The organism is Nocardia colli (assembly GCF_008704205.1).
GTDB classification, from domain to species: Bacteria; Actinomycetota; Actinomycetes; order Mycobacteriales; family Mycobacteriaceae; genus Nocardia; species Nocardia colli.
Window position 1 is genome coordinate 32161 of the sequence record NZ_VXLC01000018.1, and the last position, 22199, is coordinate 54359.

Consider the following 22199-nt stretch of genomic DNA (forward strand, 5'->3'; position numbering starts at 1 on the left):
GTCCGTCCTCCGCGCCGAGCTGGCAACCTGACCTGGCGAGCGGCAACCTCGACCGCCTCCGCCGCTGACATCCAGCGGGCTTGCGCAGTCCGTCTGTCCCTCGCGTCGAGCTGACAACCAGGCTTGGCGAGCGCCTGCCTCCGCCACTGGCAATCGGCGGATGTGTGGGTGGTCTGTTCCTCCCGCTGAGCTGGCTTCCTGACCCGGGGGAGCGCCTGCGTTGGCTGGTGGCGTTCGGCGGATGTGTGCGGGCGGTTCGCCTGCGCCGAGCTGACTATCTGTTCTGGCGAGCGGATACCTCGGCCGCCTCCGCCGCTGACATCCAGCGGATTTGCGCAGGCCGTACGCTCTTCGTCCGAGCCCGCCTCCGCCACTGACATCGTCGGCGGGTTACATGTGTGGCCCGTCCTCCACGTCGAGCTGACGATCTGACCTGGCGAAGGGCTTACCTCGATCGCCTCCGCCGCTGGCATCCAGCGGCTTGCGCAGCAAGTCTGTCCCTCGCGTCGAGCTGACAACCAGGCTTGGCGAGCGCCTGCCTTCGCCACCTCCGCTACTGGCATCCAGCGGATTTGCGCACGCAGTCCGTCGCGCCGAGCTCAACGCTCGTCCTGGCGAGTGCGCATGGGCCGTAGTGACGTCGCCGCACCACTTTTGATTTCCCGCACCGAGAATTGCATGCGAATTTCGGTGCGGGAAATCAGAAGTGGTGCGGGTTGAGGGTTAGTTGGGGTGGGGGGTTAGGTCGTAGACGGCGATGTTGCCTATGTGGGTGGCGGTGTAGTGGTGGCTGACCCAGGTGGCGATTTCGGGTTTTCCGGTTACCTGCCAGGGGGTTTCGGGGGTGGTTGGGGCGGGTTGGCCGCCGGTTTTCCAGGAGGCGGGGAGTTGCATCTCCTGGACCAGGTAGTAGGTCAACTCATGATCGGCCACGATGTGCTGGAACTCCTCTAGCGTTGGTGCCGGGTCTTCGGCCGCGAATCCGCCGATGGCGATTACCGGTGTGCGGCTGGCCAATTCGAGGGCGGCGGCGATCGAGCCGCGATCGACCGCGGCGGACCATCTGGTCGTGCTGCTCATCAGCATCGTGACGAGTTGCGGGTTGGTGAAGGCGCCGCCGTCGGCGAAGTTCTGGGTTTGGCGGTGGATCAGGGCGGCGATGCCGGTCTCGACGGGCTTGGCCGGACCGACGACGGGACTGCGGCCGGTATGCGCCTGCGGCAAGGTGGCCGCCGCATAGGCCGTCGATCCGCCGAGTCCGGCGAGCACTCCGACGACCAGCAGAACCGCGGTCACCCTGGTCCGCGCGGCACGCCACCCCGCCGGAACCGGGACCACGGTCACCAGGACTCCGAGCGCAGCGACCACCGCCACCGCCGCGACAGTCCAGCGCAACCACGGCATCCAGTCCGAATTACGTTGCAGCACAACCAAAGACCACAATCCCATGGTCAGGATCAACGCGGCCGCCCCGAGCTTGCCGAACAGCTCGTCCCGCCGTCGCCACAGCTCGTACACGCCAACCGCGAGCATCCCGGCCGCAGCGGGCGCGAGAGTCAGCGTGTAATAGGAATGCTCGATCGCCTTCATCGCACTGAACGCCCCACCCATGGTGATCAGCCACAACCCGAAAACCAATGCCGCCCCACGTATTTGATCAGTACGCGGTGCATTCCACCGCGACGCCAGCACCACCACGAACGCCAACAGCGCAGCCGGCACCAGCCACGAGATCTCGAACCCACTCTCCCCGACGAACAATCGACCAAGACCCGGCGACCCGAAATCATTGAAACTCTGCAACAACCCCGGCGGCGTTTGATACCCGGCCGGTAGCGCGATCTGACCAGTCGCCGGCGTATTACCGAGGAACCGGCCAAAACCGTTGTAGCCCAACACTGAATCCATGAACGAGTTGTCCGCCGACCCCGCGAGATAAGGCCGCGACGACTCAGGCCACAAAATGGTCAGCAACACATACCAACCCGCGGAAACAACCAGCGCCGCAGCCGCACCAACCAAGTGCCACAACCGATTACGTAACGAAGTCGGCGCAACAATCAAATAAGTGACACCCAACGCGGGCAACACCATCAACCCTTCGAGCAACTTCGCCAAAAACGCGAACCCCAGCGCCACCCCCGCCAACATCAACCAACGCCCGTCCGCCCGCTCCAACGCCCGGATCGTGCAATACCCGCCCGCCGTCATCAGCAACACCAACACCGCGTCCGGATTGTTGAACCGAAACATCAACGCCACCACCGGAGTTGCCGCCAGCACCAGCCCGGCCAGCAACCCCGCACCCCGGCTGAGCGTCGCCCGCGTCACCGCCGCATACGTCAACCCCACCGCCCCCACCGCCATCAACGCCTGCGGCACCAGCATGCTCGCACTGCTGAACCCGAACAGCTGCCCGGACAGCCCCATCACCCACTGCGAGACCGGCGGCTTGTCCACCGTGATGAAGTTGCCCGGATCCAGCGACCCGAACAGTAACGCCTTCCAGTCCCGCGACCCAGCCCAGGCCGCACCCGCGTAGAAGTTGTTGCCCATGCCGTTCACGCTGATGTGCCACAGGTACGCGATCGCGGTTCCGAGCAACAGCACGGCCAGCCCGGCACGTTCCACCGGACGCGCCGGGGGCAGAGCTGTCGGACTGGGGGATGAGGCAACGGAACCGGTCGGAGCCGTCGCGATGAGGGTCGCCGCCATTGCGCAACGGTCGCATGCTGATGTTCACCAAAAGTTGGACAGCGGGTTAACACGGCGACGGAATTGTGTGGTCGAGGACACGGCCGGTTCCGCCGCGGTTTGTCGAGAATCTCGATCTTCTTCCGCGCACCCCGCCGCAGGGCCTGGTTAGCAGACGATTACGCCCCAGAAGTGAACTGCGATTCTCATTCCGGGTACCGTATGAGACAACGACGGGTCGGTGTGGACCGGCCGGTGTGGTCACTAGGAGGTTGGTGTGGAGCGCACACTGTTCGAACCCGAGCATGATCTGTTCCGGGAGTCGTTCCGCAAGTTTCTCGATCAGCACGTCGCGCCGAACCACGCGAAGTGGGAAGAGCAGGGGATTGTCGACCGCGAGGTCTGGCTCGAGGCGGGCAAGCAGGGCTTCCTCGGTATGGCCATGCCGGAGGAATATGGCGGCGGCGGGGTCAAGGATTTCCGCTACAACGCCATCGTGGCCGAGGAATCGGTGCGCGGCCAGTACTCCGGGCTCGGTTTCGCCCTGCACAACGATGTGATCGCCCCGTACCTGTCCGAGCTGGCCAACGAGGAGCAGAAGCAGCGCTGGCTGCCCGGCTTCTGTTCCGGCGAGATCATCACCGCGATCGCCATGACCGAGCCCGGCACCGGCTCCGACCTCCAGGGCATCAAGACCCGCGCGGTCCGCGACGGCGACGACTGGGTGCTCAACGGCTCCAAGACCTTCATCACCAACGGCATCAACTCCGACATCGTCATCGTGGTCGCGCAGACCGACCCGGAGAAGGGCGCGATGGGCTTCAGCCTGCTCGTCGTCGAGCGCGGCATGCCCGGCTTCGAACGCGGCCGCAACCTGGACAAGCTCGGCCTCAAGGCGCAGGACACCGCCGAGTTGAGCTTCACCGATGTCCGGGTGCCCGCCGCCAACCTGCTCGGTCAGGAGGGGCAGGGCTTCATCCACCTGATGCAGAACCTCCCGCAGGAGCGCCTGTCCATCGCCGTGATGGCCGCCGCCGCGATGGAGGCCTGCCTGGACATGACCATTCAGTACGTCCGCGACCGCAAGGCATTCGGCAAGCCGATCGGCACCTTCCAGAACACCCGTTTCGTCCTCGCCGAACTCGCCACCAAGACCACCGCCGTGCGCGTCCTGGTCGACCGCTTCATCGAGGACCTCAACCGCGGCAAGCTCTCCGTCGAGGACGCCGCCATGGCGAAGTGGTGGAGCACCGAGGAGCAGGTCGAGCTGATCGACCGCTGCCTGCAGCTGCACGGCGGCTACGGCTACATGAAGGAATACCCGATTGCCAAGGCGTACATGGACGCTCGCGTCCAGACGATCTACGGCGGCACCACCGAGATCATGAAGGAAATCATCGGGCGTTCGCTGAAACTGTCCTGATCGCAAGCTGTTTCGACGATGAGGTGGCGCGCGGCCGATGACGCCGCGCGCCACCTCTGGTCATTCGCCGACGCCGACGTTCAGCAATCCTCAAGTGCCCGAAGGTGTATCGCTGCGCTGCCGGGCTTGATTCTCGTGCGCGAGCCGACGCAACAAGGCCAGCACCGGCCCGAACAACGCGCTGAAGACCACCGCGCGTTCGGCCAGGGTCACGTTGTCGCCGAGCTGCTGCATGTGTGTGGCGTCGAGCCGCGCCACCGATTCCGCCAGCTGCGCGTACGGCAGCAATTCCTCGATGTCCCAGTCCATGTCGAGGCGCTGTAGCGCACGCATCCGCTCGTCGAGCGCCGCCCGGTGCGGCGATTGCTCCGAGACGTCCCACCCCATCCGCTCGACCAATTCCGCCGCCCACACCGGACCGTCCTCGTCCGGTACCGAGGCCGCGCCCTCGGGTAGATCGGTGGGCATGGCGTAATCCACGATGCCCAGCACCTCCGCCGGACTGTGCGGTTCGTCCAGTGCCGCAAGGACATCGCGAACCGCGGCGACCGGGAGGCCGCCGAATCGGGTCATCGCCCGGATCAATTCGAGCCGGCGCAGGTGTCCCTCGTCGTAGTCCGCTGTGGTCGCGCGCAGCGAGCGACCCGGGGGCAGCAGTCCTTCCCGTCGATAGAACTTGATGCTCGCGATCGGCACGCCCGACCGCTCGCTCAGTTCCGACAGCTTCACGGTGCGTACCTCCGCGGGTGTGACGAAGACCCGATGGTCCTCGTTGGATAGTGCAGCTATCCTACATTGGATAGTTCAAGTATCCAATCATGGGGAAAGAAGCCGATGACCGAAAAACCGCAGGCTGACGCCGTCCGCGTCACCGCACGTCAGGTACTGCGCTCGCGCAAGATGTGGGTGCCCGCAGGCGTCATCCTCAGCGTCTTCGCCTTCCTGCTTTCCCTGGCGTACATGGGTGCGATCGTGAACCCGCGGGCAGCGATGCACGAGTTGCCGGTCGGGCTGGTGAATTCGGACGCCGGCGCGGCCCAGGCCGATGGCCGGTTGAATATCGGGCAGCGGATCACCGACGGCATCACCGCCGCGTCCACCGATGGCAAGGTGGCCTGGAAACAGCTCACCGAGCAGCAAGCCCGCGACGAGATGGCCGAGGGCAAGCTCTACGGCGCTCTCGTCGTGCCGGCCGACTTCACGTCTTCGGTTCTCGCCCTTGGTGATCCGGCCCGGCAAGCCGGACAGCACCCGGCGGTCACCATCCTGACCAACCCTGCCGCGGGCAGCCTCGCGTCATCCCTGGCGTCGAGCGTCGCCCAGCAGGCCGCCCATACCGCCTCTGCCCGCCTGGGTGATCAGCTGACCACGGTCGCCCGGCAGCACCAAACGCTGACCGTGGACCAGCAGTACCTGCTCGCCGATCCGATCTCGATCCGCACCGACGTCGGCCACGCGCTCAGCGAGAACAGCGGCCTGGGCATGACCGCCTTCTTCTACACGCTGCTGCTGGTGATGTGCGGATTCATCGGCGCGAACGTCTTGAACGGTCTCGTCGACTCCGGCTTGGGTTTCGCGCCGAGCGACCTGGGCCCGTGGCACAGTCACGGACCCAAGGCGCCCATCGACCGTCGCCATACCCTGTACACCGCTTGGGGATTGATGGCCGGGCTGGCCGTGCCGATGGCCACGTTGATCATGATCGCGTCCATCGCCGTGCTCGGCATGGACGCCGGCCACCTGCCCCTGCTGTGGGTGTTCTCCTACTTCGGCATCGTCGCGGTCGGCATCAGCTGCCTGTCGATCCTGGCGACCTTCGGTACGCCTGGCATGTTCGTGTCCACCTTCGTCTTCATCGCGCTGGCGATCCCGTCGTCCGGCGGCACGATTCCGCTGGAGACCGTGCCCGCGTTCTATCGGCACCTCAGCGTGTTCGAACCCATGCGGCAACTCACCGGAGGCGTTCGAGCGATCCTGTACTTCAACGCTTCCGGTGACGCCGGGCTGTTCCGAGCCTGGACGATGATGGGCGTCGGGCTGATCCTCGCGCTTGTACTCGGGTATGCGGCGACCTCGTTCTACGAGCGCAAAGGCCTGCACCGCCACCCGGAGTCCGCGCCTACGCCGGCGAGCGCTCAGCGGGAGTCAGTTCTGCTCGAGGGGTAGACGGTAGGTGAGGGAGTCGCGGGGCGTGAAGCCTGCGCGTTGGTAGAGGCGGTTCGCCGCTTCGCGGGACGGTCGCGACGTCAGATCGACCGTGCGGGCGCCGGCCTTGCGGGCGAGTTCGACTGCGGTGTTGGTGAGTTCGAGCGCGACGCCCTTGCCCCGGGCAGACTCGTCGACGACGACGTCTTCGATTCGGGCGCGGATGCCGGTCGGGATCGCGTAGGTGATGAGCGTGAGGGTGCCGACCAGGCGCGCGTCGGTCTCGGCGAGGAGCAGTGTCGCGGAATCGGATTCGATGAGTTCGGCGAGCGCGTCGACGGTGAGCGGCGCTGCCGTCTTCGAGAGCTGGCGGACCAGCGCGTTCAGCTCCTGTGCGAGTTCGGCCGTGGCATGGAGTGCGGTCGAGATCTGGATATCACTCATGCGGTCAACGTAATCGACGGCCACGGCGGGCGATCGGTCGCGGTCAGCTCAGCCGGTGTTTGGCGAGAAGTGCTGTGTCGTCGAGTATTTCGTCCGTCGGTCCGTTCGCGACGATGCGGCCGCCGTCGAGGATGACGACGCGGTCGCAGATGCGCTGGGCGTAGGGGAGATCGTGCGTGACCATCAGGATTGTGGTGGGGAGGGCGGTCAGGACGTCGGCGAGTTCGCGGCGGGCGACGGGGTCGAGGTTGGCGGCCGGCTCGTCCAGGACGAGTACCTCTGGGCGGCAGGCCAGGACGGTGGCCAAGGCGGCGCGGCGGCGTTCGCCGACGGAGAGCTGGGTGGGGGAGCGGTCGGCTCGGTCGGACATGCCGACGGCGGCGAGGGCGTCGCGGACGTTTTCGTTGAGCTGGTCGCCGCGAACGCCGAAATTGGCGGGTCCGAAGGCGACGTCCTGTTCGACGGTCGGCATGAACAGTTGATCGTCGGGGTCTTGGAAGACGAGGCCGACGCGTTGCCGGATGGTGCGAACGGTGCTGCGGTCCAACAAGGTTCCGCCGATGTGCACCTCGCCGGATTCCGCGGTGAGCACGCCGTTCAAATGCAGCATGAGGGTGGATTTTCCGGCGCCGTTGGGACCGAGGACGGCGACCCGTTCGCCGGGCTGGATATCGAGATTCACCCCGTGTAGCGCGCCGGTTCCGTCGGGATAGGCGAAGGTCAGGTCGACCAGACGTACTGCGGGCGTGGCGAGATCGGTCATCGGAGCACCCACGCGGTCAGGCAGACGCAGATCGCGACAGCAGCGGGTACGCAGCCGAGCAGCCACTGGGTTCGGGTCGCGGGCAGCGTGCCGAAATCCGGTACGGCGCCGTCGAACCCGCGCGACAGCATCGCCAGATGAACTCGCTCACCGCGTTCGTAGGAACGCAGGAACAGGGTGCCCGCGCCACGTGCGGTCGCGCCCGCTTGGCGGAGGGTGCGCGGATCGTCGCCGCGGGAGATCCGCGCCAGCCGCATCCGCGCCGCCTCTTCCAGGAGCACGTCGACGTAACGGAGCATCAGCACGACAATCGTGACGATCATGCCGGGAACCCGCAGCCTGGTCAGTCCACCCGGCAGTTCACGCACGCTCGTCGTGGCGGCCAACGTCAACGAAACCCCCACGCCGATAGTCCCTTTCGCCACAATTCCCCACGCCGCATACAGTCCGGTCGTCGACAGCGACAACCCGAGAAACGTCGTCCTCGGCTCACCCGCCGCGAACGGCAGCAGCACCGCCAGCACGACGAAAGGCAGTTCGATGAGCAGCCGCGGCCCGATCCAGCGCAGCGGAATACCCGCCCACCGCCACAGCGCGACCAACCCGAGCGCGTAGCAACCGAACGGCCAGAACAACTCCCGCGGCGTCGCCACGACGGCGAACACCGTGAGCACCGCGCACACGATCTTCACCTCGGCCGGAACCCGATGCGCCGGTGAACTTCCCGGCAGATACAGGCGATGGCTGGTAACGGTCACTTACGCCGACTCCGACTGAGCGGCCGGATGCTTGCGTCGTCCCGTGCGGATCAGGTTCACCACCGCGAACAACACCGCGAACGCGGCGGCCACCCCGAGAATGCCTGCCACGCCGGTGAGTTTGTCGTCGCCATCGATCGTGTACCCGGCCAGCGGCGATTTCGCGAGGTGGTGTTCCGTGGCGTTCTTGGCGATGCAGTCACCCTGGAGTTGTTCGGCGCCGTCCACCTGAACGGCCGTGCAGCCGCGCTGGGTGGTGGCGTCGAGCCCGTCCGGCTGCGAACTCGCCACGTAGGACAGCAGTCCCGCGACGAGCACGGCCACCGCGGCGAACGCGAACAAGAACCCGGTCATCGACAACCTGGGCCGCAGCGGTGTCGCGGCCGTACGGCGCTGACCGGTAACCCGTAGTAGGTAAACGAGATCGGGTCGCGCATTCACCACGGCGATGAGCGTGATCGCGGTGATGATCCCTTCGCCGACACCGATCAACGCGTGCGTGACCAGCATGTACCCGGCGACCGCCCCGACGGTCGAACCCGCAGCGCCACCGATCGCGTACTCGATCACGAACCCCATTGCGGCACCGACAGTTCCGACGAAGGCGGCGACGAATCCGACGATCCCGATTCCCGCATCCGCCCGGCGCCGGGACAGCACCGGCAGGACCAGACGAGCGACCGTATATCCGACGGTCACGCCGATCAGCGACATGTTGGTGATGTTCGTCCCGAGCGCGGTCAACCCGCCGTCGGCGAACAGAAGCGCTTGAACCACAAGCACAATCGCCACGCACAACGCGCCGACGTACGGCCCGACCAGGATCGCGGCGAGCGCACCGCCCAGCAGGTGCCCGCTCACCCCGGGCATGATCGGGAAGTTCACCATCTGCACCGCGAAGATGAACGCGGCCACCAGTCCGGCCATCGGCGCGGCCCGCTCGTCCAGTTCGGCGCGCGCCCGCCAGCCGGCGAATCCGAGGCCCGCGACCGCGATCACCGCGAAGATCAACGAGGTCGGCGCGTTCACGATGCCGTCGCTCATGTGCATGGCCTGGGTGGTGCTGCTGCTCACCCCTGAAGACGATACGCGCGATATCTGATCAACTGAACAGATGTTCTGATATCGCAAGCACTGGTCGTATGCGCCCAGGACCGGCAGAGTGGACATGTGGCAGTGAGCATCCCGCTGGACCCCGATCACGCAGGCCGTGCCGCATCGGGTTTGGACATCGCCGGCATCGAGCACTGGGCCGGCCGCTTCGAACTGCTTTCCGACGCCAACCGGCTCCGGCTCCTGGTGTGCCTGCATCACGCGCCCGATATCAGCGTCAGTGATCTCGCCGCGGCGGTCGGCATGTCCGGCACCGCCGTCTCGCACGCCCTGCGCCTGCTCCGTCATCAAGGGTGGGTGGCCAGTTCGAAGCACGGCCGCATCGTCCGCTACCGCCTCGCCGACGACACGATTCACGACCTGCTGCACTGGATCGGCGCCACGCACGCCGAGGAATCGATCCAGCACGAGGCGGTCGGTAGCACCTGACCGTCGGCTTTGCCGAATGATCGCTACGGCGATTGAGCGGGCATCGATCGGTTATCCCGCTTGGGACAGGTGTTATCCGGTCGAACGAAAGACGAGGTTAGTGATGGCCGCGAAATTCGAGCTGTACACGGACAAGGCCGCGAAGACCCGGTGGCGACTCAAAGCGCCGAACGGTGAGGTCATCGCCGCGAGCCAAGCCTATGAGAGCAAGGCCGCGGCGAAGAACGGCATCGAGTCGGTACAGAAGAACGCCTCCGTCGCCACCATCGACGACCAGACCGGGTAATCACTCGGCGACGAGAACCACCTCGTTGCCGGAGATTGCCCAACCCGCACCTTCGCTGGTTGCGCCCCGCAGTCCGTCCAGGACTCCGGGGCCCGCGAGCGCGCCGCACCTGGCATCGGCCAGCGCCGCGAACGCGAACGTGCGCCGCGCGGTCCACTGCGTGGAGTGCACGAGCCGTCGGCTCAACTGAACGAAACCCTCGACCGCAGCGGCAATTACCCACGCGTCGGGCTCCCCGGCAGTGAGGCGCCGCGCCTGCCGCAACCAAGATGCCGCGTCCTCCGGCCAATCCACCACAGCCGACACGCGGCACCCACGCGCACGCCACGCCGAAGCAAAAGCCTCCGCGGCAGCGACAGAGTTCGCATCCCGGCTGTGCCCAATGCTGACGGTCGTCCCATTCCGACCCTGTTGCTGCAACATCACCAGCAGACGCTCGAGCTCCGCATCGGTGTGCGGCAGGGGCGCTGGCCCCGAAGTCAACAACCCTAGATTCCGCAACCGAGGCGACGGCCGCCCATTCCCCCACCCAGCAGACCCCCAACCGCGCTCAGCCAATCGAGACGCGTGAACCCCAGACAACCTCCGCTGCATACTCACACCCTGAAAACGCCCCCACCCCACCATCCGTGAGATACCAACCCAATCCCGCCAGGTCCCACCCCACCCCACTCACGCGCCCAGCGGGACATGGCGGAGGCATATGTCGAGTAGACGCTCCGCCACGCCCCGCTCGCCGAATGACCAGGCCGCCAGGCCGCTCCCAGTCACGTCGAACGGGACGTGAAGGAGGCGAATGTCGGGTGGGCGCTCCGTCATGTCCCGCTCGCCGCCAGCTCAGGACGCTGGGCCGAACCAGGTGATCAGTGCGTCGCCGGGCCGTCATCGCTGGCCTGACCCCCGGCTCGGACGCGCATGTTGCTTCCGCGCATCTCCGACGCCGAACGTACATCGACCGGGACCTTACGGCGGCGAATGTCGAGTGGATGCTCCGGTTTGTCCCGTTCGGTGCCGGCTCAGGAGGCTGGGCCGAACCAGGTGGTCAGTGCTTCCAGGAGGCCGTTGTCGCTGGGCTCGTCGGTGACCCAGGCTGCGTAGCCGTCGGGTCGGATGAGGATGGCGGCGGGGACTGCGATGGTGCCAACGGCGGGGACGGCCCAGTGGTTGTCGTGGGTGCGGGCGTCGATCACGTCGATGCGGTTCTGCCATCCGGTGGGCAAAGGGACTTGGTTTCCATTGAGGCGCAACAGAATTGGGTGGCCTGGGCGCAGTAGTTCGAATACTCGGGTGTCGCCGTCGGCGGTGCTGAGGTGTCCGTCGGGCACTCGTCGTCCGGACAGGGGATGGTCGCCCTTGGTGTCGTAGCGGATGTCCAGGCCGGTGATCATCAGGCCGAGTCGTTGCCGGACCGCGTCCATGTCGATCAGATCGCCCATGACGTCGCGCAGGGCTTCCATGTGCGCGCCGGGCCGCTGCAACGCGGTCTGCGCTCGGGTGTTGTTCAGGACGCGCGCGCCGACCGGGTGCCGTTCCGACTCGTAGGTGTCGAGTATCTCGGATGAATTGGTGCGCAACGCGATTGCCAACTTCCAGCCGAGGTTGACCGCGTCCTGCACCGACAAGTTCTGTCCCTGCCCGCCCGCGGGGTAGTGGATGTGTGCGGCATCTCCGGCGAGGAAAACACGACCGTTGCGGTAGTGCTCGGCCTGCCGTGCCGCGTCCCCGTAGTGGGTCACCCAGCGCGGGCTGTGCATGCCGAAATCGGTGCCGGCGATCTCGAGGTAGTTGGCCCGGAACTCCTCGAACGTGAGCGTCGATCCGCGCGGCAGAACGAGGTCGTGCCGCTGCACGACCAGCCGATACCAGCCGGGCTCGAACTGGACCACGGAGTAGTCGCCGGCCCCGCGCCGCCGGCCGAAGAACTGCGCCTCCGGCGGATCGGTCAGTTCGACATCGGCCAGCATGCCGGTCGCGGTCGCGTCGGTGCCGGGGAAGCCGATGCCGGCCAGCTTGCGCACCGCGCTGCGCCCGCCGTCGCAGCCGACCAGGTAGGCGGCGCGAATCGTGCGGGGACCGTCGGGCCCGCCGACCTCGACATCGATCCCCGTCGCGTCCTGCCGGAACCCGGCCACCGGTGATCCCCACCGCACCGGCGCACCCAATTCGGTTGCACGCCGGTCGAGTTCGCGTTCGACCACCGATTGCAGCACCGCGAGCATGAACGGGTACCGGGTGTCGAAATCGCCGAAGTTCATCATCAGCGCACCGAAGTGCCCGCCGGGCAGCACCCGCCCCTGCGGCAGCAGATCGTCGAGCAGTCCGCGCTGATCGAAGATCTCCATGGTGCGGGCGTGGATGCCGCCGGCCCGCGATTCGCCGGTGCGCGCGGGCAGCCCGTCGAGCAGCACGACGTCGACTCCGGCGAGCCGCAGCTCGCCGGCCAGCATCAGCCCGGTAGGCCCGCCACCTGCGATAACAACCTCGGTGGTCTCCATGACGCTCTCCTTAACAACGTTAAATCCCTTAACGATGTTAAGTAGACGTGAACGTTGTTAAACTGTCAAGAGATTCCCGACAGGAGGCGGCACGTGAAGCTCGATTCCCAGGTCATCGCCCAGGCGGCGCTCGACCTGCTCGACGAGGTCGGCCTCGACGGCCTGACCATGCGCAAGGTCGCCGCCGCGCTCGACGTGCAAGCCCCCGCGCTCTACTGGCACGTGAAGAACAAGCGCGAACTGCTCGACGCGATGGCACGTACCGTCTTCATCGCCGCGATCGACGGCGTCGAGGCGCCGCGGCGGGGTGAGTCCTGGCAGGATTGGACGATCGGGCTCGCCGCCCGGCTGCGCCGCTCGATGTTGCGCTACCGCGACGGCGCGAACGTGCTCGCCGGCACCTATGTCGACGACGAAGCAATGTGGCGCACAGTGGAATTGACGCTGCGCACGCTGGAGGACGCCGGCTTCGCCCTCCCCGAGGCGGCCCGCGTCTTTCCGATCTTGCTGCATTACACGGTCGGCTTCGTGATCGAGGAACAAGCCCGCGGTGGCGCGGAATACGACAGCAATCCCTACCGTCCGGACCGAATCGAAACGGTCCTGGATGCTGTCCGATTCCCGCTGGCCGCAAAAATGGTAGACGACCTTTTCACAGCGGACTTCGACGCCGAGTTCGACTACGGCCTGCGCGTCATTCTCGCCGGAATCGTCGCCACCCGAACGGGACAAGCGAACTGATTCGGCCACGATGCCCGCGCGCGCGGAGGTAGCCTCGAAAGGGGTTCCTACTCGATGATCCGAGAACCGCGATGCACGAAATGGCCATTACCCAGAGTGTCATCGACGCCGTGTGCGAGTACGCGGCAGGCCGGACCGTACACAGCGTCACCGTCGAGGTCGGCGCGTTATGTGCGGTAGTACCCGACGCGATGCAATTCTGTTTCGAACTCGCCGCCGAGGGGACGGTCGCGGAAGGGGCGCGACTCGTCATCGAGCAAATACTCGGCACCGGCGAATGCCGGTCTTGCGGCGCCGAATTCGGCTTGGCCGATCCGATTGTGCTGTGTCGTTGCGGGAGCGCTGATGTCGAGATCCTTTCCGGGCGCGACCTTCGCATCCGGTCGATGGAAGTGAGCGAAGCATGTGCGCAACCTGTGGATGTGGCGACGACGCGGCAGCCGTGATCCGCGTCCCGCACGAACACCACCAGCACGGTGATCATGAGCACGACCACGAGCACGGCCATGATCATCACCACGGCCCGGGCGCCGATCACGTACACCTGCCCCGCACCGAGACGGTCAGCCTGGAACTGAAGGTGCTCGCCAAGAACGACGAACTGGCACAACACAATCGGGAGTGGCTGGCCGAGCGCGACATCCTCGCGCTCAACATGATGAGCTCGCCGGGCGCGGGCAAGACCACGCTGCTCGAGCGGACCATCCGCGAGCTCGGCGAGTTGCCGGTGGCGGTGATCGAAGGCGATCAGGCGACCCTGCTGGACGCCGAGCGCATCCAGGCGACCGGCTGCAAGGTCGTGCAGATCAATACCGGCGCCGGTTGCCACCTGGACGCGGAGATGATGCACCGCGCGCTGGAAACCCTGGACCCGGCGCGCGGCACCTTGTTGTTCATCGAAAATGTCGGAAATCTGGTCTGCCCGGCACTGTTCGATCTCGGCGAGCGCAGCAAGGTCGTGGTTATCTCGGTGACCGAGGGCACGGACAAACCGCTGAAGTATCCGCACATGTTCGCGGCCGCCGAGTTGGTGCTGATCAACAAGATCGATCTGCTGCCTTATGTCGACTTCGATCTGGACAAGTGCGGCGAGTTTGCCAGGGCGGTGAATCCCGGTGTCGAGATCCTGCCGCTGTCGGTAACCACAGGTCACGGCGTGGATCGCTGGTACTCCTGGCTTTTGGAGCAACGTCGTCCTCTGAAATCGGCCAGCCTTGAGGATGCTGTCAAGTAGGGTCTAAAATAACGTGATCAGGATCACATTCGGATGATGTGTCTTCAAGCCCAGAGAGACCGCAAACCCGATGATCCGCTGTGGAAGGTGGCAGCTAGATGCCAACTCAAGAAGCAGTGCGCGCCGAAGAGACTCTGATCCATGTGCTCTGGATCAACGCGGGTCTGAGTTGCGATGGTGACTCGGTAGCACTAACCGCCGCCACCCAGCCAAGTATCGAAGAGATCGCCTTGGGCGCCCTACCCGGGCTCCCCAAAATTGCGGTGCACTGGCCGCTGATCGATTTCGAGTGCGGCCCGAACGGTGGGGCCGACGACTTCCTGGAGTGGTTTTTCAAAGCCGATAGAGGCGAACTGGAACCCTTTGTGCTGGTCGTAGAGGGTTCGATACCTAACGAGAATTTGCACGACGAAGGCTATTGGTGTGGTTTCGGCAACAACCCCGCGACGGGCCAGCCGATGACCACCAGCGAGTGGCTGGATCGCTTGGCGCCCAAGGCGACCGCGATAGTCGCGGTCGGCACCTGCGCCACCTACGGCGGCATCCACGCGATGGCCGGCAACCCGACCGGTGCGATGGGCGTGCCCGACTATCTCGGCTGGGACTGGAAGAGCAAGGCCGGCATTCCGATCGTCTGCGTGCCGGGCTGCCCGATTCAACCGGACAACCTCTCCGAGACGCTCACCTACCTGCTCTATATGGCCACCGGCCAGGCCCCGATGATCCCGCTCGACGAGGCACTGCGGCCCAAGTGGCTGTTCGGCGCGACCGTGCACGAAGGTTGCGACCGCGCAGGCTATTACGAGCAGGGCGATTTCGCGACCGAATACGGGTCGCCGAAATGCATTGTCAAACTGGGCTGTTGGGGCCCGGTCGTCAAATGCAATGTGCCCAAACGCGGTTGGATCAATGGTGTCGGCGGCTGCCCGAATGTGGGCGGCATCTGCATCGGCTGCACCATGCCCGGCTTCCCCGACAAGTTCATGCCGTTCATGGACGAACCACCCGGCGGGAAGCTCTCCTCCGCCGCCTCCGGGCTCTACGGATCCGTGATCCGCAGCCTCCGACACATCACCGGCCGCACGGTCGACCAAGAGCCGCGCTGGCGGCACAAGGGCGAGAAGCTGACAACTGGCGCGACTCGCACCTGGTAGGAGGATCTTCGATGACTGCCATCGTTCCCGAGCCGTCGCACAAGAAGATCGAACCCAACAGCCTCGTCGAGATGGCCTGGGATCCGATCACGCGCATCGTCGGCAGCCTGGGTATCTACACCAAGATCGACTTCGAGAACCGGGAAGTCGTCGAGTGCCACAGCACTTCGTCGATCTTCCGCGGCTACTCGATCTTCATGAAGGGCAAGGATCCACGCGACGCGCACTTCATCACCAGCCGCATCTGCGGCATCTGCGGTGACAACCACGCGACCTGCTCCTGCTACTGCCAGAACATGGCGTACGGGGTGAAGCCGCCCGCCCTCGGCGAGTGGATCGTCAATCTCGGCGAGGCCGCCGAGTACATGTTCGACCACAACATCTTCCAAGAGAACCTGGTCGGCGTCGATTTCTGCGAACGGATGGTCGCCGAGACCAATCCCGGCGTGCTGGCCATGGCGGAGAAGACCCTCGCGCCGCACTCCAACGACCACGGCTATCGGACCATCGCCGACATCATGCGGGCGCTCAACCCGTTCACCGGCGAGTTCTATCGGGAAGCCTTGCAGGTCAGCCGGTATACGCGCGAGATGTTCTGCCTGATGGAAGGCAGGCACGTGCATCCGTCCACGCTGTATCCCGGCGGCGTCGGCACGGTCGCGACGATTCAGCTGATGACCGACTACATGTCCCGGCTGATGCGCTACGTCGAGTTCATGAAGAAGGTCGTGCCGATGCACGACGACCTGTTCGACTTCTTCTACGAGGCGCTGCCCGGTTACGAACAGGTCGGCCTGCGCCGCACCCTGCTCGGCTGCTGGGGTTCGTTCCAAGACCCCGACGTGTGCAACTTCAACTACAAGGACATGGCCGAGTGGGGCCGCAAGATGTTCGTGACCCCGGGTGTCGTCGTCGACGGCAGACTGGTCACCACGTCGCTGGTCGACATCAACCTCGGCATCCGAATCCTTTTGGGCAGTTCGTATTACGACGACTGGACCGATCAGGAGATGTTCGTCAAGGCCGATCCGCTGGGCAATCCGGTGGACCGCCGGCATCCCTGGAATCAGCACACGAACCCCAGGCCGCAGAAGCGCGACATGGACGACAAGTACAGCTGGGTCATGTCGCCGCGCTGGTTCGACGGCAAGGACCATCTCGCGCTCGACACCGGCGGCGGACCGCTCGCCCGCCTGTGGCCGACCGCGCTGGCCGGGCTGGTCGACATCGGCTACGTGAAGTCGACCGGGCACAGCGTGCAGATCAACCTGCCGAAGACCGCGCTGAAGGGACCGGTCAGCTTCGAATGGCACATCCCGGTGCACGGCAGCAACACGATCGAACGCAATCGGGCCCGCACCTACTTCCAGGCCTACGCCGCCGCGTGCGCATTGCATTTCGCGGAGAAGGCGCTGGAGGAGATCCGGGCCGGCCACACCAAGACCTGGGAGAAGTTCGAGGTGCCCGACGAGGGCATCGGCTGCGGCTTCACCGAGGCGGTGCGCGGCGTGCTGTCGCATCACATGGTGATCCGGGACGGCAAGATCGCGAACTACCACCCGTATCCGCCGACGCCGTGGAACGCCAATCCGCGCGACAGCTACGGCACACCGGGCCCGTACGAGGACGCGGTGCAGGGTCAGCCGATCTTCGAGGAGAACGATCGCGAGCACTTCAAGGGCATCGACATCATGCGCACCGTGCGCAGCTTCGATCCCTGCCTGCCCTGCGGCGTGCACATGTACCTCGGCGAGGGCAAGACGCTGGAGAAACTGCACTCACCGACGCAAACGCTGACCGCGGAGTGAGGCCCGGTCGAGCGGAGGGGTCGGAAGAGATGACAGTGGACGATCGCCCGGGAGGCCAACCAGACACCGCACTCGATGACGAAACCCGCTGGCGGACAGCGGGTGACCGGATCGAGACCCTGCTGGACGCGAGTTCGGCCGGTGGTGCCATGGCCCGTGAGCGCGCCGAGAATCTGGTACGCGAGGTCGCGGATCTGTACGGCGCGGGGTTGCAGCGCGTGCTGCGGCTGCTCGGCAACGACGCCGGCGCGATCGAGCGGCTGGCGCGCGACGATCTGGTCGCCAGCCTGCTCCTCGTGCACGGATTGCATCCGCACGACGTGCACACCAGAGTGCGGACGGCGCTCGACACCGTGCGGCCCTACCTCGGGTCGCACGGTGGGGACGTGGCGTTGCTCGGCGTCGAGGACGGGGTGGTGCGGCTCGAGTTGTCGGGCAGCTGCAAGACGTGCCCGTCGTCGTCGGTGACCTTGGAACTCGCGGTCGAGGACGCGGTGCGGGCGGCCGCACCCGAGATCGTGTCCATCGAAGTGGCGCAGCCGCCCGCCGAATCGGCGGGCGTGATCTCCGCCGACTCGCTGTTCTCCCGGGTGCACGCCAACGGCCAGCAGTCCGGCCAACCCGCCGGAAACTGGTTCGCCGTACCGGAACTCGGGGAACTTCGACCCGGGGAGGTGGGGGGATTCGCGATCGCCGGGCTGGTCGTGCTGGCCTGCCGGGTGGGCGACAACCTGTTCGCCTACCGGGATCACTGCCCGAGCTGCGACCGCTCGCTGGCCGGCGCCGCGCTGCATCGGCGGGTCGGTTATCCGGTCGGTGACGCGGTGCTGCGCTGTCCGAACTGCCTCGCGCATTTCGATGCCGTGCGGGCCGGCGCGCGCGTGGACGGCGACGGACATCTCGAACCGCTGCCCGTGCTGGTGCGTTCCGGGGAACTGTCGGTGGCCGTGCCGGTGGGGGTGAGCGGATGACCTCACCGTTTCGCGCCTTGCAGCGCATCACCGCCGACCGCCCACCCGTGACGCCGGTCGGCGAGCGGTGCGAGATGTGTGCCGAGCCGATCGCCGACGAGCATCAGCATGTGGTGAATGTCGAAGGCAGGCAACTGATGTGCACCTGTCGCGGGTGCTATCTGCTGTTCACCGATCAGGGCGCTCAGCTGCGCTATCGCGCGGTACCGGACCGCTACCTGCATTTCCCGGACTTCACCATCAGTCAGGGGGAGTGGGACGCGCTGGAAATCCCGGTGGGCCTTGCCTTCTTCTTCCGCAACTCCGCGCTGGACCGGACCGTCGCGTTCTATCCGGGACCGGCCGGCGCCACCGAATCCGAACTGCCGCTGGCCGAATGGCAGGCGGTGCTGGAGCGGCATCCCGAATTGAGCGTGCTGGCACCGGATGTGGAGGCGCTGCTCATCCGGGTGCCCGAACGCGGCACCGGCGAGGCGACGTGCCTGCTGCTGCCGATCGACACCTGTTACGAGTTCGTCGGCCGAATGCGCACGCTGTGGCGGGGATTCGACGGCGGCCGCGACGTGCACGACTACCTCGATCAGTTCTTCGCCGCGGTGTCGGCACGGGCGCGACCGGCCCCTGCGGGCGGTGCGTGATGAGTCCGGTCAACTCGATGACCTTCGCGGTTCTCGACGTGCAGCCGGAACCCTTTGCCGTTGCGCCGAATCTGACCGCGCGCATCGGGATCGCCTCGCTCGCCGAGGAACCCGTGCACGCGATCGCGTTGCGCGCGCAGGTGCGCATCGAGCCGCACCGCCGCCGGTACTCCGAGGAGGAGGGTTCGGGTCTGGCCGACCTGTTCGGTCCGCGGGAACGCTGGCGCGACACCCAGCGGACCTTTCTCTGGATGCACTGCGCCACCATGATTCGCGGATTCCACGGCGGGTCCGAGGTGGATCTGCCGATGCCGGTCACCTACGACTTCGAGGTGACCGGGTCCAAGTATCTGCACGCGTTGCGGGAAGGCAGCGTGCCGTTGCTGTTCCTGTTCAGCGGGACGGTATTCCTCAAAGGGACAACGGGTTTCGGCATCCAGCAGATTCCGTGGGATCGCGAGGACAAGTTCGACATGCCGATCTCGGTGTGGCGCGACGTGATGGCCGCGCACTATCCGAACTCCGGGTGGGTGCGGTTGCGCAGGGAGACCCTGGATGCGTTGGCCGCGTACAAGTCCGGACACGGCATGCTCGGGTTCGACGACGCGGTGAATCAGCTGCTGGCGCGGTGTACCGAGCAGACGTCGAACGGCGGCGAGGTGCAGCCATGACCGACGAGACCAGGGCCAGGGCACGCGCCGTCGCCGACGCGGTGCTGTACGAGGGTTATCTGCTGTATCCCTATCGGGCGAGTTCGCGAAAGAACCAGTCGCGCTGGCAGTTCGGTGTGATCGGCCCAGAGGGAGCGGCCTCGGCCGGGCTCGGCGAGGAATCGAGTATCTCGGCGCAGTGCCTGATCGACGCGATTCCCGACACGGCGATCACCCTGACGGTCCGGTTCCTGCAATTGCAGCGGCGGGCAGTCGAGGACCGCGACGGAGTACGGACTGCGGAGCTGACCGTCGGTGCTCAGTCGTGGATCGCCTGGGACGAGGCCACCGAACGCGAAATCGTGATCGGTCCGGTGCCGCTCGCCGCGGGAACATGGCCGGCGCAGGTGGGCGGTGGCACCGACATCGAGGACATCACGAGCTCGAAGGGGAACCTCGCCGGCCGTCTGGTGCGTACCCGGCTCGCACTCGAGGCGGAACTCGAACTCTCCGTCGAACACGACGCCGGCTACGTCCGGCTCTCGGTGCTGGTCCGCAATGTCGGCCCGGCGGCGACGGACCAGCGGGACGCCATCGCCCGATCGCTGATCGGCGCGCACATCATCGCCGAAGTAACCGACGGACAGTTCATTTCGCTGCTCGAACCACCGGCGGACGCGGCCGAGGCCGCGGCCCGCTGCGTGCGCGACCGCTGCTTCCCGGTGCTCGCCGGACCGCCCGGCGACCACAGCCTGCTGCTGATCTCGCCGATCATCCTCTACGACCACCCGGAGATCGCCGAGCAGAGCGAGGGCCCGCTGTTCGACTCCACCGAGATCGACGAGATCCTCACGCTGCGGGTGATGACCATGACCGACGAGGAGAAGGCGCAGGCCCGCGCCACCGACGCGCGGGCAGCCCAGATCATCGACCGCTGCGACGCCATGACGCCGGAGTCGATGCAGCAGCTGCACGGTGTGCTGCGCGACCCGCATCTCGGTCAGGCGCAACTGATTCCGGAGATCCCCGAGGGCGTCGACTGGTGGGATCCGCTGGCCGACAACGCCGTTCGACCAGAGTCCGATGCGGTATCGATCGCCGGGGTGCGGGTGCACAAGGGCAGCCGGGTGCGGCTACACCCCGCGCGGCGGGCCGACGCGCAGGACCTGTTCTTCGACGGCAAGGTCGCCCGCGTCACCTCGGTGCACGAGGACGTCGACGGGCACGCCCACGTCGGCGTCGTCATCGAGGACGACCCGGCGGCGGATCTGCACGAATGGTACGGCCGCTACCTGTATTTCGCGCCGGATGAAATCGAACCACTCGCCAGCCCAGAAAAGTAGAAGGAAGGCCCGATATGGAGATCGTCGGAATTATTGCGACCGCAGTCGTCGCGGTGATCGTCCTCGGCGCCGCATACATCGGCATTCGCTCGATACCGGATTTGCGGCGGTACCTGAAGATTCGTCATATGTAGCACTGAGGAGAACGTCATGACCGACCCTGATCAGCGCGAAGAACCCCAGTCCGAGCGCGGCGAGCCGGGCTCGCGCGATACCGGCGCCGATGCGGTCGCGGCCGGTCCGGCGGACCGACCGGCGGGCGATATCGGGCACGAGGAGACGACCTCGGCCGAGGGCAGCGACCCCGGGCGGCAGGTGGAATTCACCAACGAGACAGCCGGTTCGGATGCCGAGGCGCCGATCCCGCCGTACGAGGGCCGCAAGACCGAAGCCAACGATCCGGAGGAGACCGCCACCGGCGACGTCGGCGGCGCGGATGTCGGCGGGGCGACCGCGCCGACCGAGGATCAGGGGTGATCTGACGACGACGGTGCTGGTCGCGGGGATCGGCAATATCTTCCTCGGCGACGACGGGTTCGGACCGGAAGTGGTGCGGCGGTTGCCGCGCCACCCCGATCCCGCGGTGCGCGTGGTCGATTACGGGATTCGCGGGATGCATCTGGCGTATGACCTGCTCGACGGGTGGGATGCGCTGGTACTGATCGATGCGGTGCCGAATCGTGGTGCGCCGGGCAGCGTTCGGGTGTTCCAGGCCGAGCCGGATGGCGCCGGCGCCGCGAATCTCGATGCGCACGCGATGAATCCGGAGGCGGTGTTCGCCAGTGTTCGCGCGCTGGGCGGCACGCTGCCGCCGACGTACGTGGTCGGTTGCCAGGTCGAGACCGTCGAAGAGGGCATGGGGTTGTCCGAACCCGTTGCCGCCGCGGTGGATACGGCGATCTCGGCGGTCGCCGAGGTGCTCGGGAGCTTGTCGCCGGACTCGACCGCGGCATCTCGCGGCCCCGAACCTGCTGCCGTGGATGGCCTGTCCGCATCGAACATCAGGCTCGCACCGGGCGTCTTGTCCGCAGCGGACGTCACGTTGTCGGCGAACGCCGAATCCGCGGCGTCGTCGCGTAATGAACCGCCATCCGCGGGTCGAGAGGAGGA

Annotated in this window: 23 protein-coding genes and 2 pseudogenes; 16 read left to right on the top strand and 9 right to left on the bottom strand. The window is 66.2% G+C overall.

Going from position 1 to position 22199, the window contains the following annotated elements; translation table 11 throughout:
• Window positions 1–723: 723 nt before the first annotated feature.
• Window positions 724–2715, bottom strand: a complete 1992-nt coding sequence (locus F3087_RS32070) for a glycosyltransferase family 39 protein (RefSeq protein WP_150405848.1) — start codon at window positions 2713–2715, stop codon at window positions 724–726.
• A 256-nt stretch (window positions 2716–2971) separates the two neighbouring features.
• On the opposite strand from F3087_RS32070, the gene F3087_RS32075 reads away from it, so the two are divergent.
• Window positions 2972–4117 (top strand): acyl-CoA dehydrogenase family protein, encoded by a 1146-nt coding sequence (locus tag F3087_RS32075; RefSeq protein ID WP_150405849.1) that lies wholly within the window; start codon window positions 2972–2974, stop codon window positions 4115–4117.
• Window positions 4118–4207: 90 nt separating this feature from the next.
• Here the strand turns inward: F3087_RS32075 and F3087_RS32080 are convergent, their stop codons facing one another.
• On the bottom strand, window positions 4208–4846 hold the full coding sequence (locus F3087_RS32080; protein WP_191094244.1) for a MerR family transcriptional regulator: 639 nt from the start codon (window positions 4844–4846) through the stop codon (window positions 4208–4210).
• Between the two features lie 105 nt (window positions 4847–4951).
• Between F3087_RS32080 and F3087_RS32085 the strand changes: the two genes are divergently transcribed.
• Window positions 4952–6283 (top strand): YhgE/Pip domain-containing protein, encoded by a 1332-nt coding sequence (locus F3087_RS32085; RefSeq protein ID WP_150405851.1) that lies wholly within the window; start codon window positions 4952–4954, stop codon window positions 6281–6283.
• Here F3087_RS32085 and F3087_RS32090 read toward each other — a convergent pair.
• The 5 genes and pseudogenes from F3087_RS32090 to F3087_RS46815 all read right to left on the bottom strand — a co-directional run.
• Window positions 6263–6706: a GNAT family N-acetyltransferase gene (locus F3087_RS32090; RefSeq protein ID WP_150405852.1), complete on the bottom strand. Its 444-nt coding sequence runs from the start codon at window positions 6704–6706 to the stop codon at window positions 6263–6265. The two genes, F3087_RS32085 and F3087_RS32090, sit on opposite strands and share 21 nt — an antisense overlap.
• 43 nt (window positions 6707–6749) lie before the next feature.
• Window positions 6750–7469, bottom strand: coding sequence for an energy-coupling factor ABC transporter ATP-binding protein (locus F3087_RS32095; RefSeq protein ID WP_150405853.1), 720 nt, complete (start codon window positions 7467–7469; stop codon window positions 6750–6752).
• Window positions 7466–8227, bottom strand: coding sequence for a cobalt ECF transporter T component CbiQ (gene cbiQ / locus F3087_RS32100; protein WP_150405854.1), 762 nt, complete (start codon window positions 8225–8227; stop codon window positions 7466–7468). Before cbiQ ends, F3087_RS32095 begins: the two co-directional genes overlap by 4 nt.
• The gene (locus tag F3087_RS46810) at window positions 8228–8581 is read right to left on the bottom strand and encodes a PDGLE domain-containing protein (RefSeq protein WP_223885525.1); all 354 of its coding nucleotides are present in this window, start codon (window positions 8579–8581) and stop codon (window positions 8228–8230) included. It lies immediately after the preceding gene.
• A 33-nt stretch (window positions 8582–8614) separates the two neighbouring features.
• Window positions 8615–9277 (bottom strand): annotated as a pseudogene (locus F3087_RS46815) (energy-coupling factor ABC transporter permease); the annotation flags it as partial.
• A gap of 138 nt (window positions 9278–9415) precedes the next feature.
• On the opposite strand from F3087_RS46815, the gene F3087_RS32110 reads away from it, so the two are divergent.
• Both F3087_RS32110 and F3087_RS32115 read left to right on the top strand, forming a co-directional pair.
• Window positions 9416–9769: an ArsR/SmtB family transcription factor gene (locus F3087_RS32110; RefSeq protein ID WP_375904457.1), complete on the top strand. Its 354-nt coding sequence runs from the start codon at window positions 9416–9418 to the stop codon at window positions 9767–9769.
• A 103-nt stretch (window positions 9770–9872) separates the two neighbouring features.
• On the top strand, window positions 9873–10055 hold the full coding sequence (locus F3087_RS32115) for a YegP family protein (protein ID WP_150405857.1): 183 nt from the start codon (window positions 9873–9875) through the stop codon (window positions 10053–10055).
• On the opposite strand, the gene F3087_RS46820 is transcribed toward F3087_RS32115, so the two are convergent.
• Together F3087_RS46820 and F3087_RS32125 are read right to left on the bottom strand one after the other, a co-directional pair.
• The gene (locus tag F3087_RS46820; RefSeq protein WP_223885505.1) at window positions 10056–10361 is read right to left on the bottom strand and encodes a hypothetical protein; all 306 of its coding nucleotides are present in this window, start codon (window positions 10359–10361) and stop codon (window positions 10056–10058) included. It lies immediately after the preceding gene.
• Between the two features lie 710 nt (window positions 10362–11071).
• Window positions 11072–12550 carry an FAD-dependent monooxygenase gene (locus tag F3087_RS32125; protein ID WP_150405859.1) on the bottom strand — a complete coding sequence of 493 codons (1479 nt, stop codon included), beginning with the start codon at window positions 12548–12550 and terminating at the stop codon, window positions 11072–11074.
• Between the two features lie 93 nt (window positions 12551–12643).
• Between F3087_RS32125 and F3087_RS32130 the strand changes: the two genes are divergently transcribed.
• From F3087_RS32130 to F3087_RS32180, 12 genes and pseudogenes are all read left to right on the top strand, one after another.
• A complete protein-coding gene (locus F3087_RS32130) occupies window positions 12644–13291 on the top strand; it encodes a TetR/AcrR family transcriptional regulator C-terminal domain-containing protein (RefSeq protein WP_150405860.1) in 648 nt (215 codons plus the stop codon).
• A gap of 71 nt (window positions 13292–13362) precedes the next feature.
• Window positions 13363–13737 carry a hydrogenase maturation nickel metallochaperone HypA/HybF gene (locus F3087_RS32135; protein WP_150405861.1) on the top strand — a complete coding sequence of 125 codons (375 nt, stop codon included), beginning with the start codon at window positions 13363–13365 and terminating at the stop codon, window positions 13735–13737.
• Window positions 13695–14525, top strand: a complete 831-nt coding sequence (gene hypB, locus F3087_RS32140) for a hydrogenase nickel incorporation protein HypB (RefSeq protein WP_150405862.1) — start codon at window positions 13695–13697, stop codon at window positions 14523–14525. Before F3087_RS32135 ends, hypB begins: the two co-directional genes overlap by 43 nt.
• A 98-nt stretch (window positions 14526–14623) precedes the next feature.
• A complete protein-coding gene (locus F3087_RS32145) occupies window positions 14624–15679 on the top strand; it encodes an NADH-quinone oxidoreductase subunit B family protein (RefSeq protein WP_150405863.1) in 1056 nt (351 codons plus the stop codon).
• 11 nt (window positions 15680–15690) lie between these two features.
• On the top strand, window positions 15691–17487 hold the full coding sequence (locus tag F3087_RS32150) for a nickel-dependent hydrogenase large subunit (protein WP_150405864.1): 1797 nt from the start codon (window positions 15691–15693) through the stop codon (window positions 17485–17487).
• 29 nt (window positions 17488–17516) lie between these two features.
• Complete coding sequence (locus F3087_RS32155) at window positions 17517–18458, top strand: NifU family protein (RefSeq protein ID WP_223885506.1); 942 nt, start codon at window positions 17517–17519, stop codon at window positions 18456–18458.
• Window positions 18455–19096 (top strand): DUF5947 family protein, encoded by a 642-nt coding sequence (locus F3087_RS32160; RefSeq protein ID WP_150405865.1) that lies wholly within the window; start codon window positions 18455–18457, stop codon window positions 19094–19096. The genes F3087_RS32155 and F3087_RS32160 overlap by 4 nt, the downstream gene beginning before the upstream one ends.
• Window positions 19097–19113: 17 nt before the next feature.
• Entirely contained in the window at window positions 19114–19767 is a 654-nt protein-coding gene (locus F3087_RS32165; protein ID WP_263407248.1) for a DUF6084 family protein, read from the top strand.
• A complete protein-coding gene (locus tag F3087_RS32170; RefSeq protein WP_150405867.1) occupies window positions 19764–21089 on the top strand; it encodes a hypothetical protein in 1326 nt (441 codons plus the stop codon). Before F3087_RS32165 ends, F3087_RS32170 begins: the two co-directional genes overlap by 4 nt.
• A 14-nt stretch (window positions 21090–21103) precedes the next feature.
• On the top strand, window positions 21104–21223 hold the full coding sequence (locus F3087_RS47525; protein ID WP_375903795.1) for a DUF6893 family small protein: 120 nt from the start codon (window positions 21104–21106) through the stop codon (window positions 21221–21223).
• Window positions 21224–21239: 16 nt separating this feature from the next.
• A complete protein-coding gene (locus F3087_RS32175; protein WP_150405868.1) occupies window positions 21240–21566 on the top strand; it encodes a hypothetical protein in 327 nt (108 codons plus the stop codon).
• Window positions 21526–22056: pseudogene (locus F3087_RS32180) on the top strand (hydrogenase maturation protease); the annotation flags it as partial. The gene F3087_RS32175 and the pseudogene F3087_RS32180, both read left to right, overlap by 41 nt.
• Between the last annotated feature and the right edge of the window lie 143 nt (window positions 22057–22199).

Coding starts and splice junctions, on each gene's coding strand:
- F3087_RS32155 (WP_223885506.1), top strand. CDS start 17,517: ATGACAGTGGACGATCGCCCGGGAGGCCAACCAGACACCGCACTCGAT.
- F3087_RS32070 (WP_150405848.1), bottom strand. CDS start 2,715: ATGGCGGCGACCCTCATCGCGACGGCTCCGACCGGTTCCGTTGCCTCA.
- F3087_RS32170 (WP_150405867.1), top strand. CDS start 19,764: ATGACCGACGAGACCAGGGCCAGGGCACGCGCCGTCGCCGACGCGGTG.
- F3087_RS32150 (WP_150405864.1), top strand. CDS start 15,691: ATGACTGCCATCGTTCCCGAGCCGTCGCACAAGAAGATCGAACCCAAC.
- F3087_RS32115 (WP_150405857.1), top strand. CDS start 9,873: ATGGCCGCGAAATTCGAGCTGTACACGGACAAGGCCGCGAAGACCCGG.
- F3087_RS32090 (WP_150405852.1), bottom strand. CDS start 6,706: ATGAGTGATATCCAGATCTCGACCGCACTCCATGCCACGGCCGAACTC.
- F3087_RS32135 (WP_150405861.1), top strand. CDS start 13,363: ATGCACGAAATGGCCATTACCCAGAGTGTCATCGACGCCGTGTGCGAG.
- F3087_RS32125 (WP_150405859.1), bottom strand. CDS start 12,550: ATGGAGACCACCGAGGTTGTTATCGCAGGTGGCGGGCCTACCGGGCTG.
- hypB (WP_150405862.1), top strand. CDS start 13,695: ATGTGCGCAACCTGTGGATGTGGCGACGACGCGGCAGCCGTGATCCGC.
- F3087_RS32175 (WP_150405868.1), top strand. CDS start 21,240: ATGACCGACCCTGATCAGCGCGAAGAACCCCAGTCCGAGCGCGGCGAG.
- F3087_RS32160 (WP_150405865.1), top strand. CDS start 18,455: ATGACCTCACCGTTTCGCGCCTTGCAGCGCATCACCGCCGACCGCCCA.
- F3087_RS46810 (WP_223885525.1), bottom strand. CDS start 8,581: ATGACCGGGTTCTTGTTCGCGTTCGCCGCGGTGGCCGTGCTCGTCGCG.
- F3087_RS32095 (WP_150405853.1), bottom strand. CDS start 7,469: ATGACCGATCTCGCCACGCCCGCAGTACGTCTGGTCGACCTGACCTTC.
- F3087_RS32165 (WP_263407248.1), top strand. CDS start 19,114: ATGACCTTCGCGGTTCTCGACGTGCAGCCGGAACCCTTTGCCGTTGCG.
- F3087_RS47525 (WP_375903795.1), top strand. CDS start 21,104: ATGGAGATCGTCGGAATTATTGCGACCGCAGTCGTCGCGGTGATCGTC.
- F3087_RS32085 (WP_150405851.1), top strand. CDS start 4,952: ATGACCGAAAAACCGCAGGCTGACGCCGTCCGCGTCACCGCACGTCAG.
- F3087_RS32145 (WP_150405863.1), top strand. CDS start 14,624: ATGCCAACTCAAGAAGCAGTGCGCGCCGAAGAGACTCTGATCCATGTG.